Origin of the sequence: Paenibacillus sp. FSL K6-2859, assembly GCF_038008265.1 — a bacterium.
Taxonomy (GTDB): Bacteria; Bacillota; Bacilli; order Paenibacillales; family Paenibacillaceae; genus Paenibacillus_AQ; species Paenibacillus_AQ nitricinens.
On the sequence record NZ_JBBOYU010000001.1, the window covers coordinates 6,206,771 to 6,233,484 of the forward strand.

Here is a 26,714-nt window from a genome sequence, read left to right on the forward strand (position 1 = left end):
CGAGGCGATTAGCCTTCAATTTCAGTTACAGATAGCAAGTGACTCACTTTGTTGATCATTCCGCGAATTGCAGGACTGTCATTGTGAACCACTGTCGTGTTGAGTTTACGCAGGCCGAGCGTCTTAACAGTAACACGTTGTGTTTCTGGACGTCCGATTACACTACGTACGAGGGTAATTTGCAATTTTGCCATTGACGTTCCCCTCCTTAACCGCGCAATTCTTCGACAGATTTGCCGCGAAGTTTCGCGACCTCTTCAATGCGTTTCAGACGGGATAGTCCCTCCAAAGTTGCATTGACCATATTCATGGAATTCGAAGAACCCAGTGATTTTGTCAAAATGTCGCCAACGCCTGCCAATTCCAATACTGCACGAACTGGACCGCCAGCGATAACGCCAGTACCCTCTGATGCTGGTTTCAGCAACACACGTCCTGCGCCGAAGTGGCCAGTAACGAGATGGGGAATCGAAGTTCCTACGATTGGAATGTGAATCAGGTTTTTCTTGGCGTCTTCAATGCCTTTACGGATGGCATCCGGAACTTCGCCGGCTTTACCGATACCAGCACCGACGTAGCCATTGCCATCGCCCACAACAACGAGTGCACTAAAGCTGAAACGGCGTCCGCCTTTTACAACTTTTGCTACACGGTTAATGTGTACAACTCTTTCTGTCAGTTCTAAACTGTTCGGATCTACACGCAAGTCGTTAACCTCCTTTTAAGAATTATTCTAGAATTCAAGACCAGCTTCACGAGCTGCGTCAGCCAAAGCTTGAATCCGTCCATGGTACAAGTAACCTCCGCGGTCGAATACGACCACTGCATAACCTTTTTCTTTAGCACGCTCAGCGATCAATTGACCAACTTTTGCTGCAGCTTCAACGCTACCGCCATTACCGATGTTAGCAACTAGATCTTTATCAAGTGTAGAAGCGGATACGATAGTAACCCCTTTAACATCATCGATCAATTGAGCGTAGATGTGTTTCGAAGAACGGAACACGTTCAAACGTGGGCGCTCAGTAGTTCCCTGAATCTTCTTACGAACACGCAGGTGTCTTTTGAGACGAGCCTTGTTTTTATCTTCTTTTGTAATCATGACTTCCCTTTCACTCCCTTCAGTTTGCCGTAAACAGCTTCACTTTAAGATGCACGGGGTATCTTACAATTAAGTTCGAACTGGTTATTTCTTCTTACCAGCTTTACCTTCTTTGCGGATGATACGCTCGCCTTCATATTTGATACCTTTACCTTTATACGGTTCTGGCTCACGAACGGAACGAATTTTAGCAGCGTATGCGCCAACGCGTTCTTTATCGATACCTTTAACGATGATCTTCGTGTTCGCAGGAACTTCGAACTCGATACCAGCTTCCGGTGTAATTTCAACCGGGTGGGAATAACCAACGTTCAGAACGATTTTATCTCCGGATTTGCTTGCACGATATCCGACCCCAACCAGCTCCAGAGATTTCGAGAAACCTTCAGTCACACCAGCTACCATGTTGTTGACAACGGAGCGGGTTGTGCCGTGAAGTGAACGATGCAATTTGTTATCCGACGGACGAACAACGGTAATTTCGTTATTTTCAACTGTAACCTTCATGTCTTTATGAAGCTCACGAGTCAAAGAACCTTTTGGACCTTTTACTGTAATAACGGCGTTGTCCAAAGTGACATCTACACCGCTAGGTACTGCGATTGGTTTACGACCAATACGAGACATGTGTTGCACCTCCTTATCTTGTGACGTTTATTACCAAATGTAGCAGACAACTTCTCCGCCAGATTTTGATTGACGAGCTTCTTTGTCGGTCATAACTCCCTTAGATGTGGAGATAATCGCGATTCCTAAACCACCAAGTACACGAGGCACTTCATTGCTCTTCGTGTATACGCGAAGGCCTGGTTTACTGATTCTTTTCAAACCAGAAATAACACGCTCTTGGTTAGGGCCGTATTTCAAGAAGATACGGATAATCCCTTGTTTGCTATCTTCAACGAATTCCGCATCGCGGATGAAACCTTCACGCTTCAAAATGTCAGCGATTTGTTTCTTCATAGTAGAAGCAGGCATTTCTACCGTTTCGTGACGCACAATGTTAGCGTTACGAATACGAGTAAGCATATCTGCAATAGGATCAGACATAGTCATGTGTGTAAACCTCCTTCCCGTTTATAAACTTCTTACCAACTTGCTTTTTTCACGCCAGGGATCTGGCCTTTATAAGCTAATTCACGGAAACAAATTCTGCAAATTTTGAACTTTTGCAATACCGAATGTGGACGACCACAACGTTCGCAACGTGTATATGCACGTACTTTAAACTTGGGCGTACGTTGTTGTTTAACTTTCATCGAAGTTTTTGCCACTTAGCCTGACACCTCCTAAACATTTTCGGAGAAAATGGATTAACCGACTTTATTTTGCGAAAGGCATTCCCAGCTGACCCAGCAGCTCGCGGGATTCCTCGTCCGTCTTAGCAGTCGTTACAATAACGATGTCCATACCGCGGACTTTATCCACTTTGTCATATTCGATCTCGGGGAAGATCAATTGTTCTTTAAGACCAAGTGTGTAGTTACCACGGCCGTCAAAGGCTTTAGTGGAAACACCACGGAAGTCACGTACGCGTGGAAGCGTTACGTTGAACAATTTGTCCAAGAAGTAATACATACGCTCGCCGCGCAGTGTTACTTTAACCCCAATCGGCATATTTTCGCGTAGTTTAAAACCAGCGATGGATTTTTTAGCTTTAGTGATTACTGGTTTTTGACCAGCGATCAACTGCATGTCATTAACTGCAGCATCAAGTACTTTGGAGTTTTGAACAGCGTCACCCACACCCATGTTGATGACAACCTTCTCGATCTTAGGCACTTGCATAACAGTTGTATAGTTAAACTTCTGCATCAAAGCAGGTGTTATTTCGTTGAGATAACGTTCTTTCATTCTTGCTGCCATGAAGATTTAACCTCCTTTCTTAAGGGCTAGATTAGTCGATAATCTCTCCGGATCTTTTAGCAATCCGAACTTTTTTACCGTTGTCCAATACTTTGTAACCGATACGTGTTACTTTGCCGGACTTCGGATCGATGTGCATTACGTTGGACACATGAATCGAAGCTTCCTGCTCAATAATTCCACCCTGTGGATTCAGCTGGTTCGGCTTTTGGTGTTTTTTCACCATATTGACGCCTTCTACCAGAACGCGGTTTTCACGAGGATAAGCAGCGATGACACGGCCTTTTTTGCCTTTGTCTTTACCACTAATCACAAGCACCACATCATCTTTCTTCACGTGCAGTTTATTGTTATGGGATTCCAGAACTTTTTTCACTCTAGGCATTTATTACACCTCCTATAACTAACCTTCAACTTATTGGTGCTCGTGTTTATTAGATTACTTCCGGTGCCAAGGAAACGATCTTCATGTAGTCTTTATCGCGAAGTTCGCGAGCAACTGGTCCAAAGATACGTGTTCCACGAGGGCTTCTGTCGTCTTTAACAACAACAGCTGCATTTTCGTCGAATGCGATGTAAGATCCATCTTTACGACGAACGGAACGTTTCGTACGAACAACTACCGCTCTAACAACATCACCTTTTTTGACAACGCCGCCTGGTGTTGCTTGTTTAACGGAACAAACGATCAAATCACCGATTGCTGCTGTACGGCGTCCAGTACCACCCAGTACGCGGATACACATCAGTTCCTTCGCACCAGAGTTGTCAGCCACATGCAAGCGTGTAAATGGTTGAATCATTATAATTTCCTCCTTCCGGAAAAACTCTTTTGATTATCTTAGATGATAACCGCTTTTTCAACCACTTCAACTAGTCTCCAACGTTTGTCCTTGGACAACGGACGAGTTTCCATGACTTTTACGGTATCGCCAATTTTCGCAACGTTTTCCTCATCATGTGCTTTGAATTTCTTCGTAGACTTGATGCGTTTGTGGTACAAGTTATGTTTCTTATAGGTTTCAACAGCGACTACGATGGTTTTATCCATTTTATCACTGACCACTTTACCGATTAGCACTTTACGTGCATTACGTTCTTCGCTCATTAGTTAGCCTCCTTCCTGAATACGGATCTGAGATCCGTCTCACTTAACTAATCCCAAGCACTCTTTGATGGATTACGGTTTTAGCACGAGCTATTTCCTTGCGCACGTCACGAATCCGAGTCGGGTTGTCCAGTTGGCCAGTTGCCAATTGGAAACGGAGATTAAAAAGTTCCTCTTTGAATCCAGCGATCTTTTGTTCAATCTCAGCAGTGGTTAAGTTGCGAAGTTCATTAGCTTTCATTTGCTTCACCACCCAATTCTTCACGTTTCACAAACTTAGTCTTAACAGGCAGCTTGTGAGCGGCAAGACGCATCGCTTCACGAGCGATTTCTTCCGACACGCCTCCGAGTTCGAACATAATCTTGCCCGGTTTAACTACGGCTACCCATTTCTCAACGTTACCTTTACCACTACCCATACGAACCTCGAGAGGCTTTTGAGTAATAGGCTTATCTGGGAAAATCTTGATCCAAACTTGACCGCCACGTTTGATATAACGTGTCATTGCGATACGAGCAGCTTCGATCTGACGGTTAGTGATCCAAGATGGTTCCATTGCAACCAGGCCGAATTCGCCGAAGTTCAATTCAGTACCACCTTTTGCCATACCCTTCATGTGTCCGCGTTGTTGCTTGCGGTGTTTTACGCGTTTTGGTACCAACATGATTAGTTGCCTCCTTCCTGAGCAGCTTGTTTCTTAGCTGGGGGAAGAACTTCTCCACGGTAGATCCATACTTTTACGCCGATAAGACCGTAAGTTGTATGTGCTTCAGCCGTTCCGTAATCGATATCGGCACGAAGCGTATGAAGTGGAACTGTTCCTTCGCTATAACCTTCTGAACGAGCAATCTCAGCTCCGCCAAGACGTCCGCCTACTTGAGTTTTAATCCCTTTTGCGCCAGAACGCATAGTTCTTTGAATCGCTTGTTTGAGTGCACGACGGAACGATACACGGCGTTCCAATTGTTGAGCAATGCTCTCAGCTACAAGAATTGCATCCAATTCAGGGTGCTTGATTTCATTGATGTTGATGTGTACTTTTTTGCCACCAGCGATTGCTGTAACTGCGCTGCGAAGTACTTCTACTTCTGCTCCGCCTTTACCAATAACCATACCTGGTTTAGCAGTATGAATTGTAACGTTCACGCGGTTAGCCGCTCTTTCGATCTCGATATGGGAAACAGCGGAATCCTTCAATTTGCCTTTAAGGTATTCCCGGATTTTGACGTCTTCCATCAGAAGAGTACCGAAATCTTTTCCTGCATACCATTTAGATTCCCAATCGCGAATGATCCCGATCCGGAGTCCGATTGGATTTACCTTTTGACCCACGTGTTATCCCTCCTTATTTCTCAGATACCACCAGTGTAATGTGGCTCGTGCGTTTATTGATCCGACTTGCGCGGCCCATGGCGCGCGGACGGAAACGTTTCATAGTAGGTCCTTGGTTAACGAAAACCTCGCTAACGAACAAACTGTTCACGTCCAAAGAATAGTTATGCTCAGCATTCGCAATTGCCGAATTAAGCAACTTCTCAACGACCGGAGAAGCGGATTTCGGAGTGTGGCGAAGAATAGCAATTGCTTCCCCCACTTGCTTACCACGAATCAAGTCAACAACCAGTTTCGCTTTACGAGCGGAAATCCGCACCGATCTTGCATGTGCTTTTGCTTCCATTGTTTAACCTCCTTTCAAACAGAGACCTTATTATTATCTTCTTGTTTTCTTATCGTCACCCGCGTGGCCTTTGTAAGTACGTGTTGGCGCGAACTCGCCCAACTTGTGACCTACCATATCTTCTGTTACGTATACAGGCACGTGTTTACGGCCGTCATATACACCAAACGTATGTCCGATAAACTGAGGGAAAATGGTTGAGCGACGGGACCAAGTTTTAACTACAACCTTTTTTTCAGCCTCGTTCAGTTCCTCAACTTTTTTAAGCAGGTAGCCATCGATAAACGGCCCCTTCTTTAAACTGCGACCCATGTGTGAATCCTCCCTTCATCCGGTTCTTCAAACCGCGAATCGACGCTTCGCGCTTTATTAACTTGAAGCGTCTTATTTCGTGCGGCGGCGAACGATATATTTATCAGATGCCTTGTTTTTCTTACGCGTTTTGTAACCAAGGGTTGGTTTACCCCATGGAGACATAGGCGATTTACGTCCGATTGGAGCGCGGCCTTCACCACCACCGTGTGGGTGATCGTTCGGGTTCATTACTACACCGCGTACTTCAGGGCGACGGCCAAGCCAGCGACTACGTCCAGCTTTACCGATTTTGATCAATTCATGATCTTCGTTACCTACAGATCCGATAGTTGCACGGCATACGCTAAGGATCTTACGAACCTCACCGGATGACAAACGAACGGAACAGTACTTTTCTTCTTTACCAAGCAATTGAGCTTCTGTACCAGCAGCACGAACCAATTGTCCGCCTTTACCTGGTTTCAACTCAATGTTGTGGATAACTGTACCGACTGGGATATTCTCCAGTGCAAGACTGTTACCAATTTTGATGTCGGCTGTTGGGCCAGACTCTACTTTATCCCCAACTTTTAAGCCTTTAGGAGCGATGATATAACGTTTCTCTCCATCAGCATAGTGGATCAAAGCAATATTAGATGTACGGTTCGGGTCATACTCGATTGTAGCAACGCTACCTGGTATGCCGTCTTTAGTCCGTTTGAAGTCGATAATACGGTATTTACGTTTGTGTCCGCCGCCATGGTGACGAACCGTAATTTTACCTTGGTTGTTGCGTCCCGCATGTTTGAACAGCGGAGAAAGCAACGATTTCTCTGGCTGGTTTGTTGTGATTTCTTCAAACGTAGACACAGACATGTGGCGTCTTGCCGGAGAGGTCGGTTTGTACTTTTTGATTGGCACTATAGTTTCCTCCTTACTTTAAGAGTATTATTCTACCGCTTCAAAAAATTCAAGCGGTTTGCTGTCCGGGCTAAGCTTAACGATGGCTTTTTTCCACTCTGGAGTGTAACCAGAATATTTACCATAACGTTTCAGTTTGCCAGGTACGCGCATTGTGTTCACATTAGTTACTTTTACTTTGAAAATAGCCTCGACAGCTTTTTTGATTTCGGTTTTGTTAGCACGGATATCCACTTCAAAAGCGTATTTCATTTCGCTCATGTAGTCGGAAGTACGTTCCGTAATCACCGGACGTTTGATAATATCACGAGGATCTTTCATTACGCGAACACCTCCTCTACCTTCAGAACTGCTTCTTTAGTGATGATCAGTTTGTCGTACGTTAGTACGTCAAGAACATTAATGCCGTCAGCCGCTACGAATTTCACCCCAGGGATGTTACGAGCGGAAAGTGCTACGTTATCATCATAGCTAGTAGCTACGATCAAAGCTTTGCGTTCCACTTTCAGGTTGTTCAAGATTGCTGCGAATTCTTTCGTCTTCGGAGCATTCATTGTTAAGCTATCCAATACGATAATGTCATTCTCGAGTACTTTCGAGGACAAAGCGGATTTGATCGCCAAACGACGAACCTTCTTAGGCAATTTCCAAGAATAGCTGCGTGGTGTTGGTCCGAAGACAACGCCGCCGCCTTTCCATTGTGGAGAACGAATGGATCCTTGACGAGCGCGACCTGTACCTTTTTGTTTCCAAGGCTTACGTCCACCGCCACGAACTTCAGAACGTCCTTTTACTTTGTGTGTACCACGACGAAGGGAAGCTCTTTGCATAAGCGCAGCTTCATGTAGAACGTGCTCATTCGGTTCAATACCGAATACTGTATCACTCAGTTCTACTTCACCAACTTCGTTGCCACTAATATTAAAAAGTGTTACTTTTGGCATTTCATGTTCCTCCTTTCTTAGGTAATTATTTCTTAACGGTTTGTTTAACTTTCACGAAGCTGTTTTTAGGACCTGGGATAGCGCCTTTAACCAGCAATACGTTACGTTCAACGTCAACCTTGATGATTTCAAGCTTTTGAACCGTGATAGTCGTGTGACCCATATGTCCTGGAAGGCGTTTGCCCTTCGGAACACGGTTAGCTTGGATAGAACCCATGGAACCTGGTCTTCTGTGGTAACGCGATCCGTGTGCCATTGGTCCGCGGCTTTGTCCCCAACGTTTGATGTTACCTTGGAAACCTTTACCTTTGGATGTACCAGTTACGTCAACAAATTCGCCCTCAGCAAAGATATCAGCCTTCAGCTCTTGTCCAACCTCGAGAGTCCCGAGATCAACACCGCGAATTTCGCGAACGTAGCGCTTAGGTGTTGCATTTGCCTTTTTGGCGTGACCCTGTTCAGGCTTATTGGAGCGACTTTCTTTTTTATCAGAAAAGCCCAATTGCACTGCTTCATATCCGTCGATATTCAGGTCTTTCTTTTGCAGTACTACACAAGGTCCTGCTTCGATAACAGTAACTGGAATTACGTTACCTTCTGGAGTAAACACTTGAGTCATACCGAGTTTTTTTCCTAAGATACCTTTCAATGTTGACACCTCTTTTCTTTTCCTAAGTTACTAATAAAGAATTACAATTTGATTTCGATATCTACACCGGACGGTAGATCCAAGCGCATCAAGGCATCCACAGTTTGTGGTGTTGGGTTCACAATATCGATCAAACGTTTGTGAGTCCGTTGTTCAAACTGTTCACGGGAATCCTTGTACTTGTGTACCGCACGGAGAATAGTAATGATTTGCTTCTCAGTTGGCAACGGAATCGGTCCAGATACACCAGCACCCGAACGTTTTGCAGTTTCAACGATTTTCTCTGCGGATTGATCAAGAATTCTGTGGTCGTATGCTTTCAAGCGAATACGAATTTTTTGCTTTGCCATTTTAGTCCCTCCTTCTATCGCCCAATTTATTATCGGACATACTCCGTGAAAATTTTCTGACGTCGACCTCATGGCAAAGGGGCCGGGTGTGTCAGTAACCTCTCACATCATCGCAACGTCTCAGAACAACATTTATTATTATATATAATAGGCGGCAGTATTGCAAGCTTAAATAACAAAACAACGCATATTTTTTTCATGCGCTGCTTTATTACTATTATATAGGTTAAAGATTCTCAGTGGCAGACTTAAAAACTTCAGCTGACTCGGCAGTCTGTGCTGTTGCTGACCCAATTCCCTCTATAGTCTGAATCAATGTTCTTATTTCTTCTTCTACTATAACAATCTCTTGTGTGCTACTTCTCATCGCCTCAACAATTTCAGAAAATAAAAGACTTGTCTCAACGGATTGATGTTTCCCGCTTCTGGTTAGCTCTTGTACCTTACGTATCTCCTCAACGACCTGTTGTGTGAGAATTCCTGATTTGTACGTCAGCTCTACGATCTGAATTACAGTATTCTTCGTATCCTCTGCCAATCGACTAACTTCTTGAGCAACTACACTAAACCCTCTACCATGCACTCCGGCTCTAGCCGCTTCTATCGTTGCATTAAGTGAAAGAATTTTAGTTTGATCTGCAATATCTTTTACTGAGTTTACGATTTTTTGAATTTGTTTAGAGGAATTACTTAATTCGTGGACTGAATGTTCCATTTCACTAGTACTTTGATAAATAAGATTAATCTGTTCTGTTAAGCTATCCAAATGCTCATGTCCATCTGTAGCCAACCCCTGCGACTCTACAGCGGATGTAGCTGTATGTTGGAATGTTCTACTCACTTCATTGCTACTGGCTACTAGCTGCTTCACAGCAGCATTTGTGTCGATACTAAAATCTATTAATTCGCTGCTGAATTCAGCAATTTTCTGCTTTAACTCATTTTTAACCAAAAGGTATTGTTGTTCCTTCTCTTTGACGTTTTCCTTCTCATATTCCTCTAGGACAAGTTGTTGTTCAAGGTTAAGCAGCTTAGTTACGGTCTTAACTACATGTAGACGTGAATGGTCATCCTGTGTCTCATTATAAATAACTTGTATAAAAACGTTCTGAAGATTTTGAAAAGCGGATAAGTACCATTTAGGCTCAAGTCCTACTCTTTTGTGAATATTAGCAATCTTCATTCGCTTTGCTATGTATTCTTCATCAACATTGCCATCAAAAATTTCAATGATATGCTCGCGGAGTGTTGTTTTCAACCTCTCAATACTACTATGCTCCAATATAATGGCTTCGAGTTTATCCACTCCTAATACCGAATTATAAAATTGATCAATGATATAGTCTATATTCTTTTCAACGCTAGGCTTTACCCTACGTAATAATTTCAAATCTGCTTCAGTTAGATCAATCATTCTCATTTGCTCATTGAGTTCGTCATAACCCTCAAGAGTATGAAAAAAATCTTCAGTACGCTTAGTCTGGTGTTCATGTTCTAGATTAGGGGTGTGAGAATCCTCATTATTATTACGTGATGTTATAGCATGCATGAATGAAAAAGGACATTTTTCCATGTTATCACTCTCCCCTTAATTACTATTTTTTTACAATATTATTTCCCTTTCATTTTACTCTATGATTATTAAAATTGTAAACAATTTATCGTTGAATTTTGTAGAATTTTGTAGAATCATTCGAAATAATATACTTATTTTAGCTTATATTGTCGAATATTAGATGATTTATCTTCAAATGAAACGAAAAATCAATTAATAGTCTATCGAACAAAATAAGAAATTAAGTAATAATACAACAAAAAGCCCCGGATTCTCCGCAAGAAGAATCCGGGGCACTATGATTCAGAGTCTACCCGCAGATAGAAACGAATTTATTTTTGGATGGAAGCTACGCTACCTGCTCCAACTGTACGTCCACCTTCGCGAATGGAGAATTTAGTACCTTCTTCAATAGCGATAGGGGAGATCAAAGCAACAGTTACAGTGATGTTGTCACCAGGCATAACCATTTCAGTACCTTCTGGCAAGTTGATGATGCCAGTTACGTCAGTTGTACGGAAGTAGAACTGTGGACGGTAACCAGTGAAGAATGGTTTGTGACGTCCGCCTTCTTCTTTAGTCAAAACGTAGATTTGAGCAGTGAACTCAGTGTGTGGTTTAACAGAGTTCGGTTTAGCCAATACTTGGCCACGCTCGATCATAGTACGGTCTACACCACGAAGCAAAGCTCCGATGTTGTCGCCCGCTTGAGCGGAATCCAGCAATTTACGGAACATTTCTACGCCCGTAACTACGGATTTCTTAGTTTCTTCGTGAATACCAACGATTTCGATTTCTTCTCCGACTTTAACTGTTCCGCGTTCTACGCGACCAGTTGCCACAGTACCGCGGCCAGTGATGGAGAATACATCTTCGACAGGCATCAAGAATGGTTTGTCAGTTTGACGCTCTGGAAGTGGAATGTACTCGTCGATTGTTTCGAACATTTCAACAATCTTCTTAGCATATTCGCCTTCTGGGTTTTGAAGAGCTTCACGAGCAGAACCACGAATGATTGGAGTATCGTCGCCTGGGAAGTCATACTCGCTAAGCAAGTCACGAACTTCCATTTCAACCAATTCCAACAACTCTTCGTCTTCAACCATGTCGCATTTGTTCAAGAAAACAACGATGTATGGAACACCTACTTGACGGGACAACAGGATGTGCTCGCGAGTTTGTGGCATAGGGCCATCAGCTGCGGATACAACCAGGATAGCTCCGTCCATTTGCGCTGCGCCTGTGATCATGTTTTTAACATAGTCGGCGTGACCAGGGCAGTCTACGTGAGCGTAGTGACGATTAGGAGTTTCATATTCAACGTGGGAAGTGGAGATTGTGATACCACGTTCGCGCTCTTCAGGAGCTTTGTCGATTTGATCGAATGCGATAGCTGCGCCACCGTAAGTTTTGGACAATACAGTAGTGATTGCAGCAGTCAGAGTCGTTTTACCATGGTCGACGTGACCAATAGTACCGATGTTAACGTGCGGTTTGTTACGTTCAAACTTTGCCTTTGCCATTTGAACAGTTCCTCCTTAATGTGGGGTTCCTTATATTTGAGCCGCCCGTATATATGCTTATCTTAGATGACTGAGTGATTATACTCGGACGGCAAGTTAAAACTAGTAATTATTCTCCGCCTTTGTTCTTAGCAGCGATCTCTTCCGCAATGGATTTCGGAACTTCTTCATAGTGAGAAAGCTCCATTGAGAATACGCCACGTCCTTGAGTACCAGAACGAAGAGTTGTAGAGTATCCGAACATTTCGGAAAGAGGCACCTTAGCACGGATAATTTGCGCTCCACCACGGGAATCCATACCTTCGATACGGCCACGGCGGGAGTTCAGCATACCCATAACATCACCCATATATTCCTCAGGAACAGTTACTTCTACTTTCATGATTGGCTCAAGCAGGACAGGCTTACACTTGTCTTTAGCTGCTTTAAGCGCCATCGAGCCGGCAATTTTAAATGCCATTTCGTTGGAATCGACATCATGGTAAGAACCATCAACGATGGTAGCTTTAACGTCTACAAGCGGGAAGCCTGCAAGTACGCCGTTTTTCATTTGTTCTTCGATACCCGCAAGTGCAGGAGCGATGTACTCTCTAGGAACCGAGCCACCGACAACTTTACTTTCGAATTTGCTACCAGTACCTGGCTCGAGGGGTTCAAATTCAACCCATACGTGACCGTATTGACCACGACCACCAGATTGGCGTACAAATTTACCTTCGACGCGAGCAGGTGCCTTGAACGTTTCGCGGTAAGCAACCTGTGGTTTACCCACATTGGTTTCTACTTTGAACTCACGACGCATACGGTCGATGATGATGTCCAAGTGAAGTTCACCCATACCAGCCAGGATAGTTTGGCCTGTTTCTTCATCAGTATGAGCACGAAGAGTTGGATCCTCTTCAGTCAACTTACCGAGAGCAACGCCCAATTTATCTTGGTCAGCTTTTGTTTTTGGTTCAACAGCGATTTCGATAACCGGATCAGGGAAGTTCATTGATTCCAAAATTACTGGATGCTTCTCATCACACAGTGTATCACCTGTACTGGTGTCTTTCAAACCAACTGCTGCAGCGATGTCACCAGAATACACGATGGAAATCTCTTGACGGCTGTTAGCATGCATTTGAAGGATACGACCAATACGTTCACGCTTGTTCTTAGTAGCATTAACTACGTAAGATCCGGACTCTAGAATACCAGAGTATACACGGAAGAACGTAAGTTTACCTACATAAGGGTCAGTCATGATTTTAAATGCCAAAGCTGCAAACGGTTCTTCATCCGAAGAATGACGAACTGCTTCAGTTCCATCATCAAGATGTCCAGTGATAGCTGGAACGTCAAGAGGAGATGGCAAGTAATCAATAACCGCATCCAGCATAAGCTGAATCCCTTTGTTACGGTAGGAGGATCCAACAATTACAGGGAACAATTTAACTTCAACTACGCCTTTGCGCAGTGCAGCTTTAATTTCCGGAACTGTAATTTCTTCGCCTTCCAGGTACTTCATAGTCAGATCTTCATCAAGTTCAGCAACTTTCTCGATCAACTCGAGACGCAGCTCCTCAACTTTGGCCAAATATTCTTCCGGAATATCCGTTACTTCGATGTTTTGGCCTAGATCATCTCTGAACATGTGTGCTTTTTGCTCAACAAGGTCGATAATACCAGTGAAATCACTTTCTGCGCCAATTGGCAATTGAATAGCAACTGCATTGGCTTGAAGGCGATCACGCATAGTTTCGATTACGTTAAGGAAGTCTGCACCGATAATGTCCATTTTGTTCACATATGCAATACGGGGTACGTTATAACGGTCAGCCTGTCTCCATACGGTTTCAGACTGAGGCTCAACGCCCTCTTTTGCACTAAATACACCTACTGCCCCATCCAATACACGCAGGGAACGTTCAACTTCAACAGTGAAGTCAACGTGTCCTGGGGTATCAATGATATTGATGCGGTGACCTTTCCACGCAGCAGTCGTAGCAGCGGACGTAATCGTGATTCCGCGCTCTTGTTCTTGCTCCATCCAGTCCATTGTAGCAGCACCCTCGTGAACTTCACCGATTTTGTGCGTACGGCCTGTATAGAAAAGAATCCGCTCTGTGGTAGTTGTTTTACCAGCATCAATATGCGCCATGATCCCGATATTACGTGTATTTTTTAAGGAGAACTCTCTAGCCATGAAATGGATCTCCCTTCAAAATATAAGTTATTTGAATGACCTTAATTCTACCAACGGTAGTGAGCGAACGCTTTGTTTGCTTCAGCCATTTTGTGTGTATCTTCGCGTTTCTTAACAGAAGCGCCTGTGTTGTTGGAAGCGTCGATGATCTCAGCCGCCAAACGCTCTTCCATCGTCTTCTCACCGCGGTTGCGAGAGTAGTTTACGAGCCAACGTAATCCCAGAGCAGTACGTCTCTCTGGTTTAACCTCGATAGGTACTTGATAGTTAGCACCACCGACACGACGAGCTTTGACTTCCAAAACCGGCATGATGTTCTTGATGGCAGCTTCGAAAACTTCCATCGGATCTTTACCCGTACGTTCTTCAATCAATTTGAATGAATTGTACAGAATGCTTTGAGCGACACCTCTTTTACCACCCAGCATAATGCGGTTAATCAAACGAGTAACCAACTTGCTATTATACAACGGATCTGGCAATACGTCTCTCTTAGTAACTGGACCTTTGCGTGGCATGGATATCCCCCTTTCTTAAATGTTTATTATTCTAGAATTTTTTCTTATTTCTTAGCTTTAGGACGTTTAGCACCGTATTTAGAACGAGCTTGCATCCGGTTAGCTACACCTGCTGTATCCAATGCACCACGAACGATATGGTAACGAACCCCTGCAAGGTCCTTTACTTTACCTCCGCGAAGTAATACAACACTGTGCTCTTGTAAGTTATGTCCGATACCCGGGATATAAGCTGTTACCTCGAGACGGTTCGTCAAACGAACACGGGCATATTTACGAAGCGCTGAGTTTGGTTTACGTGGAGTCATAGTACCAACACGAGTGCACACACCGCGTTTTTGCGGAGCGCTCAAATTTGTAGCCTCACGCTTGAGGGCGTTATACCCTTTTTGAAGAGCGGGAGATTTAGATTTTTCGATTTTGGCTTGACGGCCTTTACGAACCAATTGGTTAATTGTTGGCATGTTGTTGCCACCCCCTTCCTGAAATGATAGCCGATTTAAGAACTCTAAGCCCACAGACCCAGGCGGTTCATAAAAAGACAAATGAAAAGTTCTTGCCGCTGGAGTTCACCCCAGTACAAAAACATTTCCGTAGCTATTGTTTTAAGACGGCTGCCATCGCAGCGCCAACTTCTATTCCGCAGGCCTTGCCCAAATTTAGCATTGTATCCACGTATGTGATCTTAACACCTTGTTTGTTACAAAGCATAACTATCCTGGAAGTAAGCCTTTGATCTCCGTCCTCTGCCACATAGACTTCTGCGGCTTGGCCCAACTCTACCGCCTTGACGGTTTGTTTGGTACCGATCTTGACCTGAGCATCCTGTAGTCCTCTATCATCAGTCATAATCATTACCTCCAATGAACAAGGATAACATGGCTACTCACGCACCTTAGACATTTTAGCATTATCAATAGATGGTGTCAAGAAATTCAGCAATAATATTTATCATTATTATACACAGCAGATAATCGTGTCACACCTATGAATAGGTATGACACGAGTTCACTACCATGATTGCTAATTTATTCAGCAGGAACCGGCTCTAAAGATTCAAGCGCGCTTTCTGCATTTGGATCACTTAGCTTAACATTACGGTAACGATTCATACCAGTACCTGCAGGAATCAACTTACCGATAATAACATTTTCTTTGAGTCCAAGCAACTTATCTACTTTGCCTTTGATAGCAGCATCTGTTAAGACACGAGTTGTTTCTTGGAAAGATGCAGCGGATAAGAAGGAATCTGTCTCAAGAGATGCCTTGGTAATACCGAGCAAGACTGGTTTAGCAACTGCAGGCTCTTTACCAGACAAGATGGCTTCCTTGTTAGCAGCTTCATATTCATGAATATCCGCAAACGCACCTGGTAACAGACTTGTGTCACCTGCATCAATGATACGGATCTTCCGAAGCATTTGTTTGATCATAACTTCAATGTGCTTATCATTGATCTCAACGCCCTGGTTACGATATACACGCTGAACTTCTTGCAGAATGTAGTTTTGTACCCCACGGATCCCTTTGATTCGCAGCATTTCTTTAGGGTCAATCGAACCGTCTGTCAACTCATCGCCGGCTTCAATCTCTTGGCCTTCGCTGACACGTAGACGTGAACCATAAGTTATGGAATAAGTCTTGGATTCTGCTTCACCTTGAACCTCGATTTCACGACGATCCTTAGTTTCACGGATTTCCTTGATTACACCATCGATCTCACTGATTGTAGCCTGACCTTTAGGGTTACGGGCTTCAAACAACTCTTGAATACGCGGCAAACCTTGCGTGATGTCATCACCGGCAACACCGCCGGTATGGAACGTACGCATTGTAAGCTGGGTTCCTGGTTCACCGATAGATTGTGCAGCGATAATACCAACTGCTTCACCGATCTCAACGTGTTTACCAGTTGCCAAGTTACGACCGTAACATTTCTTACAAACACCATGACGAGCACGGCAGCTTAGTACAGAGCGGATTTGTAGCTTAGTTACACCAGCGTCTACGATTGCTTCCGCTTTATCGGAGTCAATCAAATCGTTGCGGTGAACAATGATTTCGCCTGTTTCTGGATGACGGACAGTCTCGAAGCAGTAACGACCTTCGATACGGTCATACAGATCCTCAATAACCTCTTTACCATCCTGAATACGACTAACTGTAAATCCTTTATCCGTTCCACAATCTTCCTCACGGACGATAACGTCCTGAGCTACGTCAACGAGACGACGAGTCAAGTAACCGGAGTCAGCAGTACGAAGTGCGGTATCGGCAAGACCTTTACGCGCTCCGTGAGTGGAAATAAAGTACTCCAAGACCGTAAGACCTTCACGGAAATTCGCTTTAATTGGCAATTCGAAAATCCGACCCGAAGGTGTTGCCATCAGACCACGCATACCACCCAGCTGAGTGATCTGCGATTTGTTACCCCGCGCTTTGGAGTCAACCATGAGCATGATAGAGTTGAAACGGTCCATCGATTTCAGCAGGATGTTCGTAAGATCATCCTTCGTTTTCGACCAGATCTCAATAACACGGTCGTACCGTTCGTCATTAGTGATCAGACCACGACGATATTGGTTAGCAACCACATCTACCTTAGCTTCGGACTCTTTCAAGATCGTAACTTTCTCCTCAGGCACGATAACATCCGACACGGCAACGGTAACACCGGAACGTGTGGAATAAGTGAAGCCGAGTTGTTTAATTTTATCCAAAATCATAGAGGTTTTGGTTGTATGATAAGTTTCAAAACAACGTGCGATAATCAGACCCAGATATTCTTTACCTACAGCGCTGGCTTCAGGAGCGGATTCAATCAGCTCGCGAATATCTGCACCTTTTTCATAGATAAAGTATTTCTCTGGCGTGCCGTGCAGCAAGTTAGTCTTAGTCGCTTCATTGATATAAGGGAAACTACTTGGGTAAATTTCATTAAAGATAATCTTACCGATCGTAGTAATCAACATTGCGCCTTGTTGTTTTTCCGTAAAGCAAGTCTTACCCAGTGCTTTAACTGGAATAGCTACACGAGCATGAAGTCCTGCAGTTCCGCGTTGGTAAGCTGATACAGCTTCATTTACGGTACGCAGAATCATACCTGATCCTTTTTCTTCCTTGTTGTCCATGGTCAGGTAGAAAGTACCAAGGACCATATCCTGGGAAGGTGTTACAACCGGTTTTCCGTCTTTAGGGTTCAAGATATTACCGGATGCAAGCATGAGAATACGTGCTTCCGCTTGAGCTTCTGCTGACAGAGGAACGTGCACCGCCATTTGGTCACCGTCAAAGTCGGCGTTATAAGCCGTACATACGAGTGGGTGAAGACGAATAGCATGACCTTCCACCAAAATCGGTTCAAAAGCTTGGATACCGAGACGGTGAAGTGTTGGTGCGCGGTTTAGAAGTACTGGGTGCTCTCTGATTACTTCTTCAAGTACATCCCATACTTCAGGACTTACACGCTCAACTTTACGTTTTGCGCTCTTTATGTTGTGGGCTAGGCCCTTATTAACCAATTCCTTCATGACAAAAGGTTTGAACAATTCTAGCGCCATTTTCTTAGGAAGTCCGCACTGGTACATCTTGAGGTACGGTCCTACAACGATAACGGAACGACCAGAGTAGTCAACCCGTTTACCGAGCAAGTTCTGACGGAAACGTCCTTGTTTACCTTTCAGCATGTGGCTGAGAGATTTTAATGGACGGTTACCAGGACCCGTTACCGGACGTCCTCTACGGCCGTTATCGATGAGAGCATCGACAGCTTCCTGTAGCATCCGTTTCTCGTTCTGCACGATAATGTCAGGTGCACCAAGATCCAGCAGTCTCTTCAGACGGTTGTTCCGGTTAATAACACGACGATAGAGATCATTCAAGTCGGACGTAGCAAAACGGCCACCATCCAATTGAACCATCGGACGAAGCTCCGGAGGAATAACCGGAAGAACATCCATGATCATCCAATCAGGCTTGTTGCCGGAGTTACGGAATGCTTCAATGACTTCCAGACGTTTGATCGCCCGGTTACGGCGTTGGCCTTGGGCCGTACGCAGTTCTTCTTTGAGGAATTCCAGCTCTTTATCGATGTCGATATCTTGAAGAAGCTTTTTAACAGCTTCAGCACCCATGCCGGCTTGGAAACCGTAACCGTATTTTTCACGGTAGCTACGATATTCTTTCTCGGACAGAAGTTGTTTCTTTTCCAGTGGTGTTTCACCTGGGTCAGTTACAACATACGAAGCGAAGTAGATAATCTCTTCAAGTGATCTTGGAGACATATCTAGTGCCAAACCCATGCGGCTTGGGATACCTTTGAAGTACCAGATATGAGATACCGGAGCAGCCAATTCAATGTGACCCATACGTTCACGACGAACTTTAGCACGGGTAACTTCAACGCCACAACGGTCGCAGACTACGCCCTTATAACGGACACGTTTGTATTTACCGCAATGACATTCCCAGTCTTTTTGCGGTCCAAAGATACGCTCGCAGAAAAGACCCTCTTTTTCCGGTTTCAATGTACGATAGTTAATGGTTTCCGGTTTCTTAACTTCTCCGCGGGACCATGAACGAATCTTCTCCGGAGAAGCGAGTCCGATTTTCATAAATTCAAAATTGTTAACGTCCAACAAGGAGCAACCCTCCTTAACCTAATCCTGATTTAGTACCGCTTTGCCCTCCTCTGACTGTTACATCAAAAGAGGGCGCGGTCCTTTATAAAATGGAACTTTAAAGCTCCAAGCGTGATTATTCTGCTCCGACTTCTGCGCCTTCTAAATTGAGGCTCAGCTTGTCGCCTGACGTCTCGTCCTCATCGTCCAATTCTCTCATTTCAATTTCCTGCTCGTCACCGCTAAGAATCTTAACATCCATACCCAGGGACTGCAGTTCTTTGATCAATACCTTGAACGATTCAGGAACACCTGGTTCCGGTACATTTTCACCTTTGACAATGGATTCGTACGTCTTCACGCGACCAACCACGTCATCGGATTTTACGGTCAAAATTTCTTGCAATGTATATGCAGCACCGTAAGCTTCAAGCGCCCACACTTCCATCTCCCCGAAACGCTGTCCACCAAACTGAGCTTTACCACCCAGTGGCTGCTGCGTAACTAGTGAGTAAGGTCCTGTTGAACGGGCGTGAATCTTATCATCAACCATGTGCGCCAGTTTGATCATATGCATGACGCCGACAGTAACTTCACGTTCGAAGCGTTCACCTGTCCGACCATCGTACAATATAGTCTTACCATTACGCTGCATGCCAGCTTCTTCCATCGTATCAAATACGTCATACTCACGCGCTCCGTCGAATACCGGCGTTGCAATGTGAATTCCCAGACGCAATGCGGCCATCCCAATATGGACCTCAAGCACCTGTCCGATATTCATACGAGAAGGAACGCCTAGAGGGTTAAGAACAACCTGTACTGGCGTACCGTCCGGAAGGAACGGCATATCTTCTTCTGGCAGGATACGAGCAACGACACCCTTGTTACCGTGACGTCCGGCCATTTTGTCACCTTCAGAAATCTTACGTTTCTGAGCGATGTACACACGAACCAATTGATTTACGCCAGGAGGCAGCTCATCGCCGTTCTCACGTGTAAACACTTTAACGTCAACGATAATACCATCACTACCGTGAGGAACGCGTAAAGAGGTATCCCGCACTTCACGAGCCTTCTCACCAAAGATAGCGTGTAGGAGACGCTCTTCTGCAGTCAATTCAGTTACACCCTTTGGAGTAACCTTACCAACTAGAATGTCACCAGCACTGATTTCCGCACCGATGCGGATAATTCCACGCTCATCAAGATTGCGCAGAGCTTCTTCGCCCACGTTTGGAATATCACGTGTGATTTCTTCAGGTCCCAGTTTAGTGTCACGAGCTTCGGATTCGTATTCCTCGATATGAATCGAAGTGTATACATCTTCCTTAACTAGTTTTTCACTTAACAGGATCGCATCCTCGTAGTTGTAACCTTCCCAAGTCATGAACGCAACGACTACGTTACGACCAAGAGCAAGTTCGCCCATTTCTGTAGAAGGACCGTCCGCCAGGATGTCACCCTTCTTAACAATATCCCCTCTTTTAGCTAGAGGACGCTGGTTAATACAGGTACCTTGGTTAGAACGCATAAATTTGTGTAATTTATATTTAACGATATCGCCTTTAACTTCTTTGCCTTCGACAGTCTCAACCCGGCGCAGCCAAATTTCATTAGCTGAAGAACGTTCGATAATACCGTCATACTTAGAAACAACACATACGCCAGAATCCTTAGCGGATTTATGTTCCATCCCTGTTCCGACCAACGGAGCTTTAGGAATTAGAAGCGGAACAGCTTGACGCTGCATGTTAGATCCCATCAGAGCGCGGTTGGAGTCATCGTTCTCAAGGAACGGAATGAGCGCCGTAGCGACGGATACGACCTGTTTAGGCGAAACATCCATGTAATCTACACGATTACTTGGCATTGTTGTAATGTTGTCAGAGTCTTTATTGTAACGAACGATTACCATGTCTTCCTTAAAGGAGCCATCTTCATCGATCAATACGTTAGCCTGAGCAACTACATAATTATCTTCCTCATCCGCAGTCAGATAATCGATTTGTTCAGTTACCTTACCCGTCTTTGGATCTACCCAACGATATGGAGCTTCAATAAAGCCATATTCGTTGATACGAGCAAAGGTGGACAAGGAGTTGATCAATCCAATGTTCGGACCTTCCGGTGTTTCAATTGGACACATCCGGCCGTAGTGACTGTGATGGACGTCACGAACTTCAAAGCCCGCGCGTTCACGTGTCAAACCACCAGGTCCGAGTGCAGACAGACGACGTTTATGCGTAAGTTCCGCAAGTGGGTTCGTCTGGTCCATAAACTGAGACAACTGGGAGCTACCGAAAAACTCTTTAATGGACGCGATAACCGGACGAATATTGATCAGAGCTTGAGGCGTAATAGCATTAGCATCCTGAATCGACATTCTTTCACGCACAACGCGCTCCATACGGGACAAACCGATACGGAACTGATTCTGCAGAAGTTCACCTACAGAACGTAGACGACGGTTACCCAGATGGTCAATATCATCGGTATTACCAATTCCGTGAAGCAAATTAATAAAGTAGCTGATCGAGGATATAATATCAGCTTGAGTAATGTGCTTAACAGACTTGTCGATGTTGCCGTTAGCGATCAGCTTAATAACCCGACCTTCTTCAATTGGCGAGAATACGTCAATTGTTTGAAGAGGAATATCTTCACTGTCCGTAACTCCGCCAGTAACACGGTAGTTTTTAAAGGCAACATTCTTTTCGAAATACGGAATCAATTCATCAAGCAGTCTACGATCGACCATTTGGCCGGATTCTGCCAGAATTTCTCCGGTAGAGTCATCAACCAAAGGTTGAGCAAGACGTTGATTGAAAAGACGGTTCTTAATGTGCAGCTTTTTATTGATTTTGTAACGGCCTACATTAGCTAGGTCGTAGCGTTTTGGATCAAAGAAACGCGCAACCAGCAAACTTCTGGCATTGTCTAGTGTCGGCGGTTCGCCCGGACGGAGTCGCTCATAAATCTCAATAAGCGCCTTCTCCGTGGAGTCCGTGTTGTCTTTATCCAGCGTATTGCGAATATATTCATCATTGCCAAGCAATTCCAGAATTTCGGCATCACTACCGAAACCGAGAGCACGCAAAAGTACGGTAACAGGAATTTTACGAGTCCGATCGATACGAACATACATAATATCCTTAGCGTCGGTCTCAAGTTCCAACCAGGCTCCGCGGTTCGGGATTACTGTGGCGGTGTAGGTTTTTTTGCCGTTCTTATCCACTTTTGTGCTGAAATAGACGCTTGGAGAGCGAACCAACTGGCTGACAATAACCCGTTCTGCACCGTTAATAATAAAAGTGCCGGTCTCCGTCATCAGCGGGAAATCTCCCATGAACACTTCCTGCTCTTTGACCTCACCGGTCTCCTTATTAATGAGCCGCACCTTTACACGCAGAGGAGCCGCATACGTCACGTCCCGCTCTTTAGCGTCGTCAACCGTATATTTCGGTTCACCCAGGCTGTAATCAATGAACTCTAGTACCAAATTACCTGTGAAATCCTGGATCGGCGAGATGTCCTGAAACATTTCCCGCAATCCTTCCTCCAAAAACCAATCATAAGATTTTTGTTGGATCTCGATCAGGTTCGGGACCTCGAGTACCTCGTTAATTCTCGCATAGCTCCGCCGAGTGCGTCGACCATACTGAACAAGATGTCCTGCCAACTTTACTCACCCCTCATGTCTACTCACTTAAAAATTGATTGCGAACCCTTGTTTGGAACCGTATAATGGAACCATACTACAAGGATTCAGTCATAAATAAAAGAAAAGCCCTTATCGAAATCTTCGAAAAAAGAGCGCACTTATCCATGACCAAAATACTCCTTATCCAGTAGATTTGCCCAAAACGTACATATTATACGTCACCAAGCAACAGTTTATGCGCTATTATCTATTACCGCGTAACACTCGCTACGCCAGAGCATAGAGAACCAATTCGCAAAAAACTTGCCGTACGGCTTGCGCTAGCCGGCGACAATATATCGCTTGACATTTTCAGCAAACTAAAGACATGGAGCCTATCTTAATACTGACATTTTATAATAATACCATTATCACTATCACATGTCAATAACCTATTGATTTTTATTTTTGAGCTTTAATAATACGATAACCTTTATCTTTGCCCACTTCTTCTACATTTGAGAACAAGCTTTCAAGTTTAGCTACCGCTGATGGAGCGCCCTGCTTCTTCTGAATAACAATCCACAGAAATCCACTCTCATTTAAATGCTCATAAGCTTCTTCAAAAATCTGATGCACTACAGCTTTTCCTGCACGTATCGGAGGATTGGTAAGAATCACATCGAACTTTTGTTGTTCATTCAATGCGCCGAGCACATCGCTTTCCATTACCGTAACATTCCGGATTCCATTGTGCTGGGCATTTTCACGCGCAAGTTCTACCGCACGACTATTAATATCAATCATCGTAACTTGCCCTTTGGGGGCTAGGTATGCTGCACTTATGCCTATCGGTCCATATCCGCAACCCACATCAAGCACTGCTGAACCGTCCGGAATATCCATAGCTTCAATGAGAACTCGACTACCGTAATCGATGTCTCCTTTAGAGAACACACCCGCATCACTTGTAAAACGAAAGCTTTTGCCTCTTAGAACGGTGTCGATGGTACGTCTGTCATGACGCACTTCCGGTTGCTGCGAATAATAATGTTGCGACATCTCTATCCTCCCTTTCCTTTATGTTAATAGTTTGTATTCACACAACCCTACTAACTCTATCAAGCATAAACGCCTCTGATGTCCTTATAAGGACGGTAAGCTTTCAGCGAGAAATATAAAGATAAAGTATAGTATAAAACTTATACTTTCTTATATTTTTATAAAATAAACCCCTTGAACAAGTTCAAGGGGTTTTCAGTATAGAAGGAATTACTTCACTTCTACAGCTGCGCCTGCTTCTTCCAATTTTGCTTTAGTAGCTTCGGCTTCGTCTTTGCTTACTTTTTCTTTGATTGCTTTTGGTGCGTTGTCTACAAGGTCTTTAGCTTCTTTCAAGCCAAGGCCTGTGATTTCGCGAACGATTTTGATAACGTTGATTTTGGAAGCGCCAGCGCCTGTCAAAATTACGTCAAATTCGGATTGCTCTTCAGCTACTGCTGCTACCGCACCGCCAGCTGCTACTGGAGCTGCTGCTGTTACGCCAAATTCTTCTTCAATTGCTTTAACCAGGTCGTTCAGTTCCAATACGCTCATGCCTTTAATTGCTTCCAAGATTGCTTCTTTACTCATGATTGAACCTCCATTTATAATTTAAATTTGTTTGTGGTATTGATTTATGCTGCAAGAGTCAAAGGCTTACGCGCTTTGTTCTTCTTTTTCAGCAACAGCTTTAACTGCAAGCGCGAAGTTGCGCATTGGAGCTTGAAGTACGCTAAGCAGCATGGACAGCAAACCATCGCGGGATGGAAGCTCAGCCAGTGCTTTCAATTGGTCCGCGTCGATGACACGTCCTTCTACTACGCCGCCTTTCAATTTCAAAGCGTCGTTTTTCTTGGCGAAATCGTTCAAAATTTTAGCTGGAGCTACTGCATCAGTTGTGCTGAATGCGATAGCTGTTGGACCAGTCAAAACTTCATCCAACTCAGTCAACTCAGCCGCAGCAGTTGCGCGACGTAGCAATGTGTTCTTCAGGACTTGAAACTCAACGCCAGCTTCACGAAGTTGCTTACGCAGTTCAGTCACTTGGGAAACGTTCAATCCACGATAGTCCGCTACAACAGTCGAAAGACTGTTTTGCAGTTTCGCAGTAACAACGTCAACCGCATCCTGTTTTGCTTGAATTACTTTTGCATTTGCCAATGTATACACCTCCTGAAAATTTATGTGTCGGCGTCCTTTCCAAGGAAAGCATCACCGCTCCTACGCAGGCATTAGAAAAGCCTCCGCAGAATCACGAAGGCTTGATAAAACGAAAGTTATACGAGCAAGCTCGTTACTTCTTGTTTCTATCACAACACCTCGGTAGGAAATTAAGCACTAAGGCACCTACTGTCTACGGTAAGCATATTCAAGGTTAAGATTGATACCTTAAGTTTCACAACTGTTATAGATTATCAAAATCGACTCAAAGAGTCAACCCTTATTTATCTGAAGACGGTTGTGTTCACACGAGCGCTAGGACCCATTGTGGAAGAAATCGAGATGCCTTTAAGGTATACACCTTTAGCAGCAGCTGGTTTCGCACGGTTCAAAGCGTCGATAAGAGCTTTAAGGTTATCGTTCAATTGTGCAGCATCAAAGGACACTTTGCCGATTGGCGCGTGAATTTGACCTGCTTTGTCAAGACGATATTCGATTTTACCGGCTTTGATTTCTTGCACAGCCTTGGAAACATCGAATGTAACTGTGCCAGCTTTAGGGTTAGGCATAAGACCTTTACCACCAAGCAGACGACCCAGTTTACCGACTTCACTCATCATATCAGGTGTAGCTACGCAGACATCAAATTCAAACCAGCCTTGTTGAATTTTGTTGATCATGTCTTGATCACCAACAAAATCCGCGCCAGCAGCTTCTGCCTCTTTCGCTTTTTCACCTTTTGCAAATACAAGCACGCGTTGTGTTTTACCAGTGCCGTGAGGCAGGACAACAACACCACGAACTGCTTGGTCTTGTTTACGCGGGTCTACACCCAGACGAACTGCTGCTTCAACGGTTTCGTCGAATTTTGCAGTCGCTGCCTTTTTCACAAGCTCTACAGCTTCTGAAGGCTCGTAAGTTGCTTCGCTGTTGATCAGCTTAGCAGCTTCTTGGTATTTCTTACCATGTTTAGCCATGAAAATGTTCCTCCTTTGTGGTGTTAGCGGAAATTCCTCCCACATACTTGCGGGTCACGAATGACCGATCCTTCGAAAACTACTAGTCTTCGATTGTGATGCCCATACTGCGAGCAGTACCTTCAACCATACGCATTGCAGCTTCTACAGATGCAGCGTTAAGGTCAGGCATTTTTGTTTCAGCAATTTCACGAACCGCAGCGCGGCCGATTTTTGCTACTTTTTTCTTGTTTGGTTCGCCGGATCCTTTTTCTACTTTAGCAGCGATGCGAAGCAGAACAGCAGCCGGAGGAGTTTTAGTGATGAACGTAAAGGAACGGTCTTCAAATACTGTAATTTCAACCGGAATGATCAAGCCAGCCTGGTCGGCAGTACGAGCATTAAATTCCTTACAGAATGCCATGATGTTGACACCTGCTTGACCTAACGCCGGACCTACTGGAGGCGCTGGATTCGCTTTCCCTGCAGGAATCTGCAGTTTCACCATTTTAATAACTTTTTTAGCCATGAGTGACACCTCCTTGCAAAAATAGTGGTCTTAGAACGCCATTGGCGCTCTCCCACAAGAAACCCTTA

General features: G+C 44.5%; 33 protein-coding genes and 1 other annotated feature. All 33 genes read right to left on the reverse strand.

Features of this window, described 5'->3' with window-relative positions; all coding sequences use genetic code 11:
• Positions 1-8 precede the first annotated feature (8 nt).
• Positions 9-194: a 50S ribosomal protein L30 gene (gene rpmD, locus MHB64_RS27750; protein ID WP_036680567.1), complete on the reverse strand. Its 186-nt coding sequence runs from the start codon at positions 192-194 to the stop codon at positions 9-11.
• A 14-nt stretch (positions 195-208) separates the two neighbouring features.
• On the reverse strand, positions 209-706 hold the full coding sequence (rpsE, locus tag MHB64_RS27755; RefSeq protein ID WP_036652980.1) for a 30S ribosomal protein S5: 498 nt from the start codon (positions 704-706) through the stop codon (positions 209-211).
• A gap of 27 nt (positions 707-733) precedes the next feature.
• A complete protein-coding gene (gene rplR / locus MHB64_RS27760) occupies positions 734-1,102 on the reverse strand; it encodes a 50S ribosomal protein L18 (protein ID WP_094871873.1) in 369 nt (122 codons plus the stop codon).
• Positions 1,103-1,186: 84 nt separating this feature from the next.
• Positions 1,187-1,729, reverse strand: coding sequence for a 50S ribosomal protein L6 (gene rplF, locus MHB64_RS27765; RefSeq protein WP_036680562.1), 543 nt, complete (start codon positions 1,727-1,729; stop codon positions 1,187-1,189).
• Positions 1,730-1,759: 30 nt separating this feature from the next.
• Positions 1,760-2,158: a 30S ribosomal protein S8 gene (gene rpsH, locus MHB64_RS27770; protein ID WP_036680560.1), complete on the reverse strand. Its 399-nt coding sequence runs from the start codon at positions 2,156-2,158 to the stop codon at positions 1,760-1,762.
• 32 nt (positions 2,159-2,190) lie between these two features.
• Positions 2,191-2,376: a type Z 30S ribosomal protein S14 gene (locus MHB64_RS27775; protein WP_013312154.1), complete on the reverse strand. Its 186-nt coding sequence runs from the start codon at positions 2,374-2,376 to the stop codon at positions 2,191-2,193.
• A gap of 49 nt (positions 2,377-2,425) precedes the next feature.
• Entirely contained in the window at positions 2,426-2,968 is a 543-nt protein-coding gene (rplE, locus tag MHB64_RS27780) for a 50S ribosomal protein L5 (RefSeq protein WP_042131222.1), read from the reverse strand.
• A gap of 31 nt (positions 2,969-2,999) precedes the next feature.
• A complete protein-coding gene (gene rplX, locus MHB64_RS27785; protein WP_076286851.1) occupies positions 3,000-3,353 on the reverse strand; it encodes a 50S ribosomal protein L24 in 354 nt (117 codons plus the stop codon).
• Between the two features lie 49 nt (positions 3,354-3,402).
• Positions 3,403-3,771, reverse strand: a complete 369-nt coding sequence (rplN, locus tag MHB64_RS27790) for a 50S ribosomal protein L14 (RefSeq protein WP_036680556.1) — start codon at positions 3,769-3,771, stop codon at positions 3,403-3,405.
• A gap of 38 nt (positions 3,772-3,809) precedes the next feature.
• Complete coding sequence (rpsQ, locus tag MHB64_RS27795; protein ID WP_042131223.1) at positions 3,810-4,076, reverse strand: 30S ribosomal protein S17; 267 nt, start codon at positions 4,074-4,076, stop codon at positions 3,810-3,812.
• A 43-nt stretch (positions 4,077-4,119) separates the two neighbouring features.
• The gene (rpmC, locus tag MHB64_RS27800; RefSeq protein WP_019908232.1) at positions 4,120-4,317 is read right to left on the reverse strand and encodes a 50S ribosomal protein L29; all 198 of its coding nucleotides are present in this window, start codon (positions 4,315-4,317) and stop codon (positions 4,120-4,122) included.
• Complete coding sequence (gene rplP / locus MHB64_RS27805; protein WP_042131224.1) at positions 4,307-4,741, reverse strand: 50S ribosomal protein L16; 435 nt, start codon at positions 4,739-4,741, stop codon at positions 4,307-4,309. The genes rpmC and rplP overlap by 11 nt, the downstream gene beginning before the upstream one ends.
• Positions 4,742-4,743: 2 nt before the next feature.
• Complete coding sequence (gene rpsC / locus MHB64_RS27810; protein WP_042192169.1) at positions 4,744-5,409, reverse strand: 30S ribosomal protein S3; 666 nt, start codon at positions 5,407-5,409, stop codon at positions 4,744-4,746.
• Between the two features lie 13 nt (positions 5,410-5,422).
• Complete coding sequence (gene rplV / locus MHB64_RS27815) at positions 5,423-5,755, reverse strand: 50S ribosomal protein L22 (RefSeq protein ID WP_036680546.1); 333 nt, start codon at positions 5,753-5,755, stop codon at positions 5,423-5,425.
• A gap of 33 nt (positions 5,756-5,788) precedes the next feature.
• Entirely contained in the window at positions 5,789-6,067 is a 279-nt protein-coding gene (rpsS, locus tag MHB64_RS27820) for a 30S ribosomal protein S19 (protein ID WP_036652940.1), read from the reverse strand.
• A gap of 72 nt (positions 6,068-6,139) precedes the next feature.
• Positions 6,140-6,970 (reverse strand): 50S ribosomal protein L2, encoded by an 831-nt coding sequence (rplB, locus tag MHB64_RS27825; protein ID WP_042192171.1) that lies wholly within the window; start codon positions 6,968-6,970, stop codon positions 6,140-6,142.
• A 27-nt stretch (positions 6,971-6,997) separates the two neighbouring features.
• Positions 6,998-7,291 (reverse strand): 50S ribosomal protein L23, encoded by a 294-nt coding sequence (gene rplW, locus MHB64_RS27830; RefSeq protein ID WP_036680537.1) that lies wholly within the window; start codon positions 7,289-7,291, stop codon positions 6,998-7,000.
• The gene (gene rplD / locus MHB64_RS27835; protein WP_042192174.1) at positions 7,291-7,914 is read right to left on the reverse strand and encodes a 50S ribosomal protein L4; all 624 of its coding nucleotides are present in this window, start codon (positions 7,912-7,914) and stop codon (positions 7,291-7,293) included. Before rplD ends, rplW begins: the two co-directional genes overlap by 1 nt.
• Before the next feature lie 25 nt (positions 7,915-7,939).
• Positions 7,940-8,563 carry a 50S ribosomal protein L3 gene (rplC, locus tag MHB64_RS27840; RefSeq protein WP_094871872.1) on the reverse strand — a complete coding sequence of 208 codons (624 nt, stop codon included), beginning with the start codon at positions 8,561-8,563 and terminating at the stop codon, positions 7,940-7,942.
• A 41-nt stretch (positions 8,564-8,604) separates the two neighbouring features.
• Positions 8,605-8,913, reverse strand: a complete 309-nt coding sequence (rpsJ, locus tag MHB64_RS27845) for a 30S ribosomal protein S10 (protein WP_017692074.1) — start codon at positions 8,911-8,913, stop codon at positions 8,605-8,607.
• 226 nt (positions 8,914-9,139) lie between these two features.
• On the reverse strand, positions 9,140-10,462 hold the full coding sequence (locus MHB64_RS27850) for a globin-coupled sensor protein (protein WP_341135814.1): 1,323 nt from the start codon (positions 10,460-10,462) through the stop codon (positions 9,140-9,142).
• A 338-nt stretch (positions 10,463-10,800) separates the two neighbouring features.
• On the reverse strand, positions 10,801-11,991 hold the full coding sequence (gene tuf, locus MHB64_RS27855) for an elongation factor Tu (RefSeq protein ID WP_042192178.1): 1,191 nt from the start codon (positions 11,989-11,991) through the stop codon (positions 10,801-10,803).
• 109 nt (positions 11,992-12,100) lie between these two features.
• Complete coding sequence (gene fusA / locus MHB64_RS27860) at positions 12,101-14,179, reverse strand: elongation factor G (protein ID WP_094871870.1); 2,079 nt, start codon at positions 14,177-14,179, stop codon at positions 12,101-12,103.
• Positions 14,180-14,226: 47 nt separating this feature from the next.
• The gene (gene rpsG / locus MHB64_RS27865) at positions 14,227-14,697 is read right to left on the reverse strand and encodes a 30S ribosomal protein S7 (RefSeq protein ID WP_036680520.1); all 471 of its coding nucleotides are present in this window, start codon (positions 14,695-14,697) and stop codon (positions 14,227-14,229) included.
• Positions 14,698-14,741: 44 nt separating this feature from the next.
• A complete protein-coding gene (gene rpsL / locus MHB64_RS27870) occupies positions 14,742-15,161 on the reverse strand; it encodes a 30S ribosomal protein S12 (protein WP_036680518.1) in 420 nt (139 codons plus the stop codon).
• Between the two features lie 133 nt (positions 15,162-15,294).
• Positions 15,295-15,546: a ribosomal L7Ae/L30e/S12e/Gadd45 family protein gene (locus MHB64_RS27875; protein ID WP_042131229.1), complete on the reverse strand. Its 252-nt coding sequence runs from the start codon at positions 15,544-15,546 to the stop codon at positions 15,295-15,297.
• Between the two features lie 179 nt (positions 15,547-15,725).
• On the reverse strand, positions 15,726-19,337 hold the full coding sequence (gene rpoC, locus MHB64_RS27880; RefSeq protein WP_094877202.1) for a DNA-directed RNA polymerase subunit beta': 3,612 nt from the start codon (positions 19,335-19,337) through the stop codon (positions 15,726-15,728).
• 115 nt (positions 19,338-19,452) lie between these two features.
• Complete coding sequence (gene rpoB, locus MHB64_RS27885; protein WP_094871867.1) at positions 19,453-22,998, reverse strand: DNA-directed RNA polymerase subunit beta; 3,546 nt, start codon at positions 22,996-22,998, stop codon at positions 19,453-19,455.
• A 423-nt stretch (positions 22,999-23,421) separates the two neighbouring features.
• A complete protein-coding gene (locus MHB64_RS27890) occupies positions 23,422-24,021 on the reverse strand; it encodes a class I SAM-dependent methyltransferase (protein ID WP_094871866.1) in 600 nt (199 codons plus the stop codon).
• A 210-nt stretch (positions 24,022-24,231) separates the two neighbouring features.
• Positions 24,232-24,591 carry a 50S ribosomal protein L7/L12 gene (rplL, locus tag MHB64_RS27895; RefSeq protein ID WP_036680508.1) on the reverse strand — a complete coding sequence of 120 codons (360 nt, stop codon included), beginning with the start codon at positions 24,589-24,591 and terminating at the stop codon, positions 24,232-24,234.
• 66 nt (positions 24,592-24,657) lie between these two features.
• Positions 24,658-25,161 carry a 50S ribosomal protein L10 gene (gene rplJ, locus MHB64_RS27900; protein ID WP_042192187.1) on the reverse strand — a complete coding sequence of 168 codons (504 nt, stop codon included), beginning with the start codon at positions 25,159-25,161 and terminating at the stop codon, positions 24,658-24,660.
• 64 nt (positions 25,162-25,225) lie between these two features.
• Positions 25,226-25,378: a sequence feature (ribosomal protein L10 leader region), on the reverse strand.
• 67 nt (positions 25,379-25,445) lie between these two features.
• Positions 25,446-26,138 carry a 50S ribosomal protein L1 gene (rplA, locus tag MHB64_RS27905; RefSeq protein ID WP_036680504.1) on the reverse strand — a complete coding sequence of 231 codons (693 nt, stop codon included), beginning with the start codon at positions 26,136-26,138 and terminating at the stop codon, positions 25,446-25,448.
• An 82-nt stretch (positions 26,139-26,220) separates the two neighbouring features.
• Entirely contained in the window at positions 26,221-26,646 is a 426-nt protein-coding gene (gene rplK, locus MHB64_RS27910; RefSeq protein ID WP_042131235.1) for a 50S ribosomal protein L11, read from the reverse strand.
• Positions 26,647-26,714 lie beyond the last annotated feature (68 nt).

Bases quoted from the DNA above. Each gene is read 5' to 3' on its own strand.
- MHB64_RS27850 (WP_341135814.1), bottom strand. From the start codon at position 10,462: ATGCATGCTATAACATCACGTAATAATAATGAGGATTCTCACACCCCT.
- rplV (WP_036680546.1), bottom strand. From the start codon at position 5,755: ATGGAAGCAAAAGCACATGCAAGATCGGTGCGGATTTCCGCTCGTAAA.
- MHB64_RS27875 (WP_042131229.1), bottom strand. From the start codon at position 15,546: ATGACTGATGATAGAGGACTACAGGATGCTCAGGTCAAGATCGGTACC.
- rpsS (WP_036652940.1), bottom strand. From the start codon at position 6,067: ATGGGTCGCAGTTTAAAGAAGGGGCCGTTTATCGATGGCTACCTGCTT.
- rplL (WP_036680508.1), bottom strand. From the start codon at position 24,591: ATGAGTAAAGAAGCAATCTTGGAAGCAATTAAAGGCATGAGCGTATTG.
- rplF (WP_036680562.1), bottom strand. From the start codon at position 1,729: ATGTCTCGTATTGGTCGTAAACCAATCGCAGTACCTAGCGGTGTAGAT.
- MHB64_RS27890 (WP_094871866.1), bottom strand. From the start codon at position 24,021: ATGTCGCAACATTATTATTCGCAGCAACCGGAAGTGCGTCATGACAGA.
- rpsJ (WP_017692074.1), bottom strand. From the start codon at position 8,913: ATGGCAAAGCAAAAAATTCGTATTCGCTTGAAAGCATACGACCACAGA.
- rpmD (WP_036680567.1), bottom strand. From the start codon at position 194: ATGGCAAAATTGCAAATTACCCTCGTACGTAGTGTAATCGGACGTCCA.
- rplN (WP_036680556.1), bottom strand. From the start codon at position 3,771: ATGATTCAACCATTTACACGCTTGCATGTGGCTGACAACTCTGGTGCG.
- fusA (WP_094871870.1), bottom strand. From the start codon at position 14,179: ATGGCTAGAGAGTTCTCCTTAAAAAATACACGTAATATCGGGATCATG.
- rpsL (WP_036680518.1), bottom strand. From the start codon at position 15,161: ATGCCAACAATTAACCAATTGGTTCGTAAAGGCCGTCAAGCCAAAATC.
- rplE (WP_042131222.1), bottom strand. From the start codon at position 2,968: ATGGCAGCAAGAATGAAAGAACGTTATCTCAACGAAATAACACCTGCT.
- rplR (WP_094871873.1), bottom strand. From the start codon at position 1,102: ATGATTACAAAAGAAGATAAAAACAAGGCTCGTCTCAAAAGACACCTG.
- tuf (WP_042192178.1), bottom strand. From the start codon at position 11,991: ATGGCAAAGGCAAAGTTTGAACGTAACAAACCGCACGTTAACATCGGT.
- rplX (WP_076286851.1), bottom strand. From the start codon at position 3,353: ATGCCTAGAGTGAAAAAAGTTCTGGAATCCCATAACAATAAACTGCAC.
- rplW (WP_036680537.1), bottom strand. From the start codon at position 7,291: ATGAAAGATCCTCGTGATATTATCAAACGTCCGGTGATTACGGAACGT.
- rplK (WP_042131235.1), bottom strand. From the start codon at position 26,646: ATGGCTAAAAAAGTTATTAAAATGGTGAAACTGCAGATTCCTGCAGGG.
- rpsQ (WP_042131223.1), bottom strand. From the start codon at position 4,076: ATGAGCGAAGAACGTAATGCACGTAAAGTGCTAATCGGTAAAGTGGTC.
- rpsH (WP_036680560.1), bottom strand. From the start codon at position 2,158: ATGACTATGTCTGATCCTATTGCAGATATGCTTACTCGTATTCGTAAC.
- rplA (WP_036680504.1), bottom strand. From the start codon at position 26,138: ATGGCTAAACATGGTAAGAAATACCAAGAAGCTGCTAAGCTGATCAAC.
- rpsG (WP_036680520.1), bottom strand. From the start codon at position 14,697: ATGCCACGCAAAGGTCCAGTTACTAAGAGAGACGTATTGCCAGATCCG.
- rplP (WP_042131224.1), bottom strand. From the start codon at position 4,741: ATGTTGGTACCAAAACGCGTAAAACACCGCAAGCAACAACGCGGACAC.
- rpmC (WP_019908232.1), bottom strand. From the start codon at position 4,317: ATGAAAGCTAATGAACTTCGCAACTTAACCACTGCTGAGATTGAACAA.
- rplD (WP_042192174.1), bottom strand. From the start codon at position 7,914: ATGCCAAAAGTAACACTTTTTAATATTAGTGGCAACGAAGTTGGTGAA.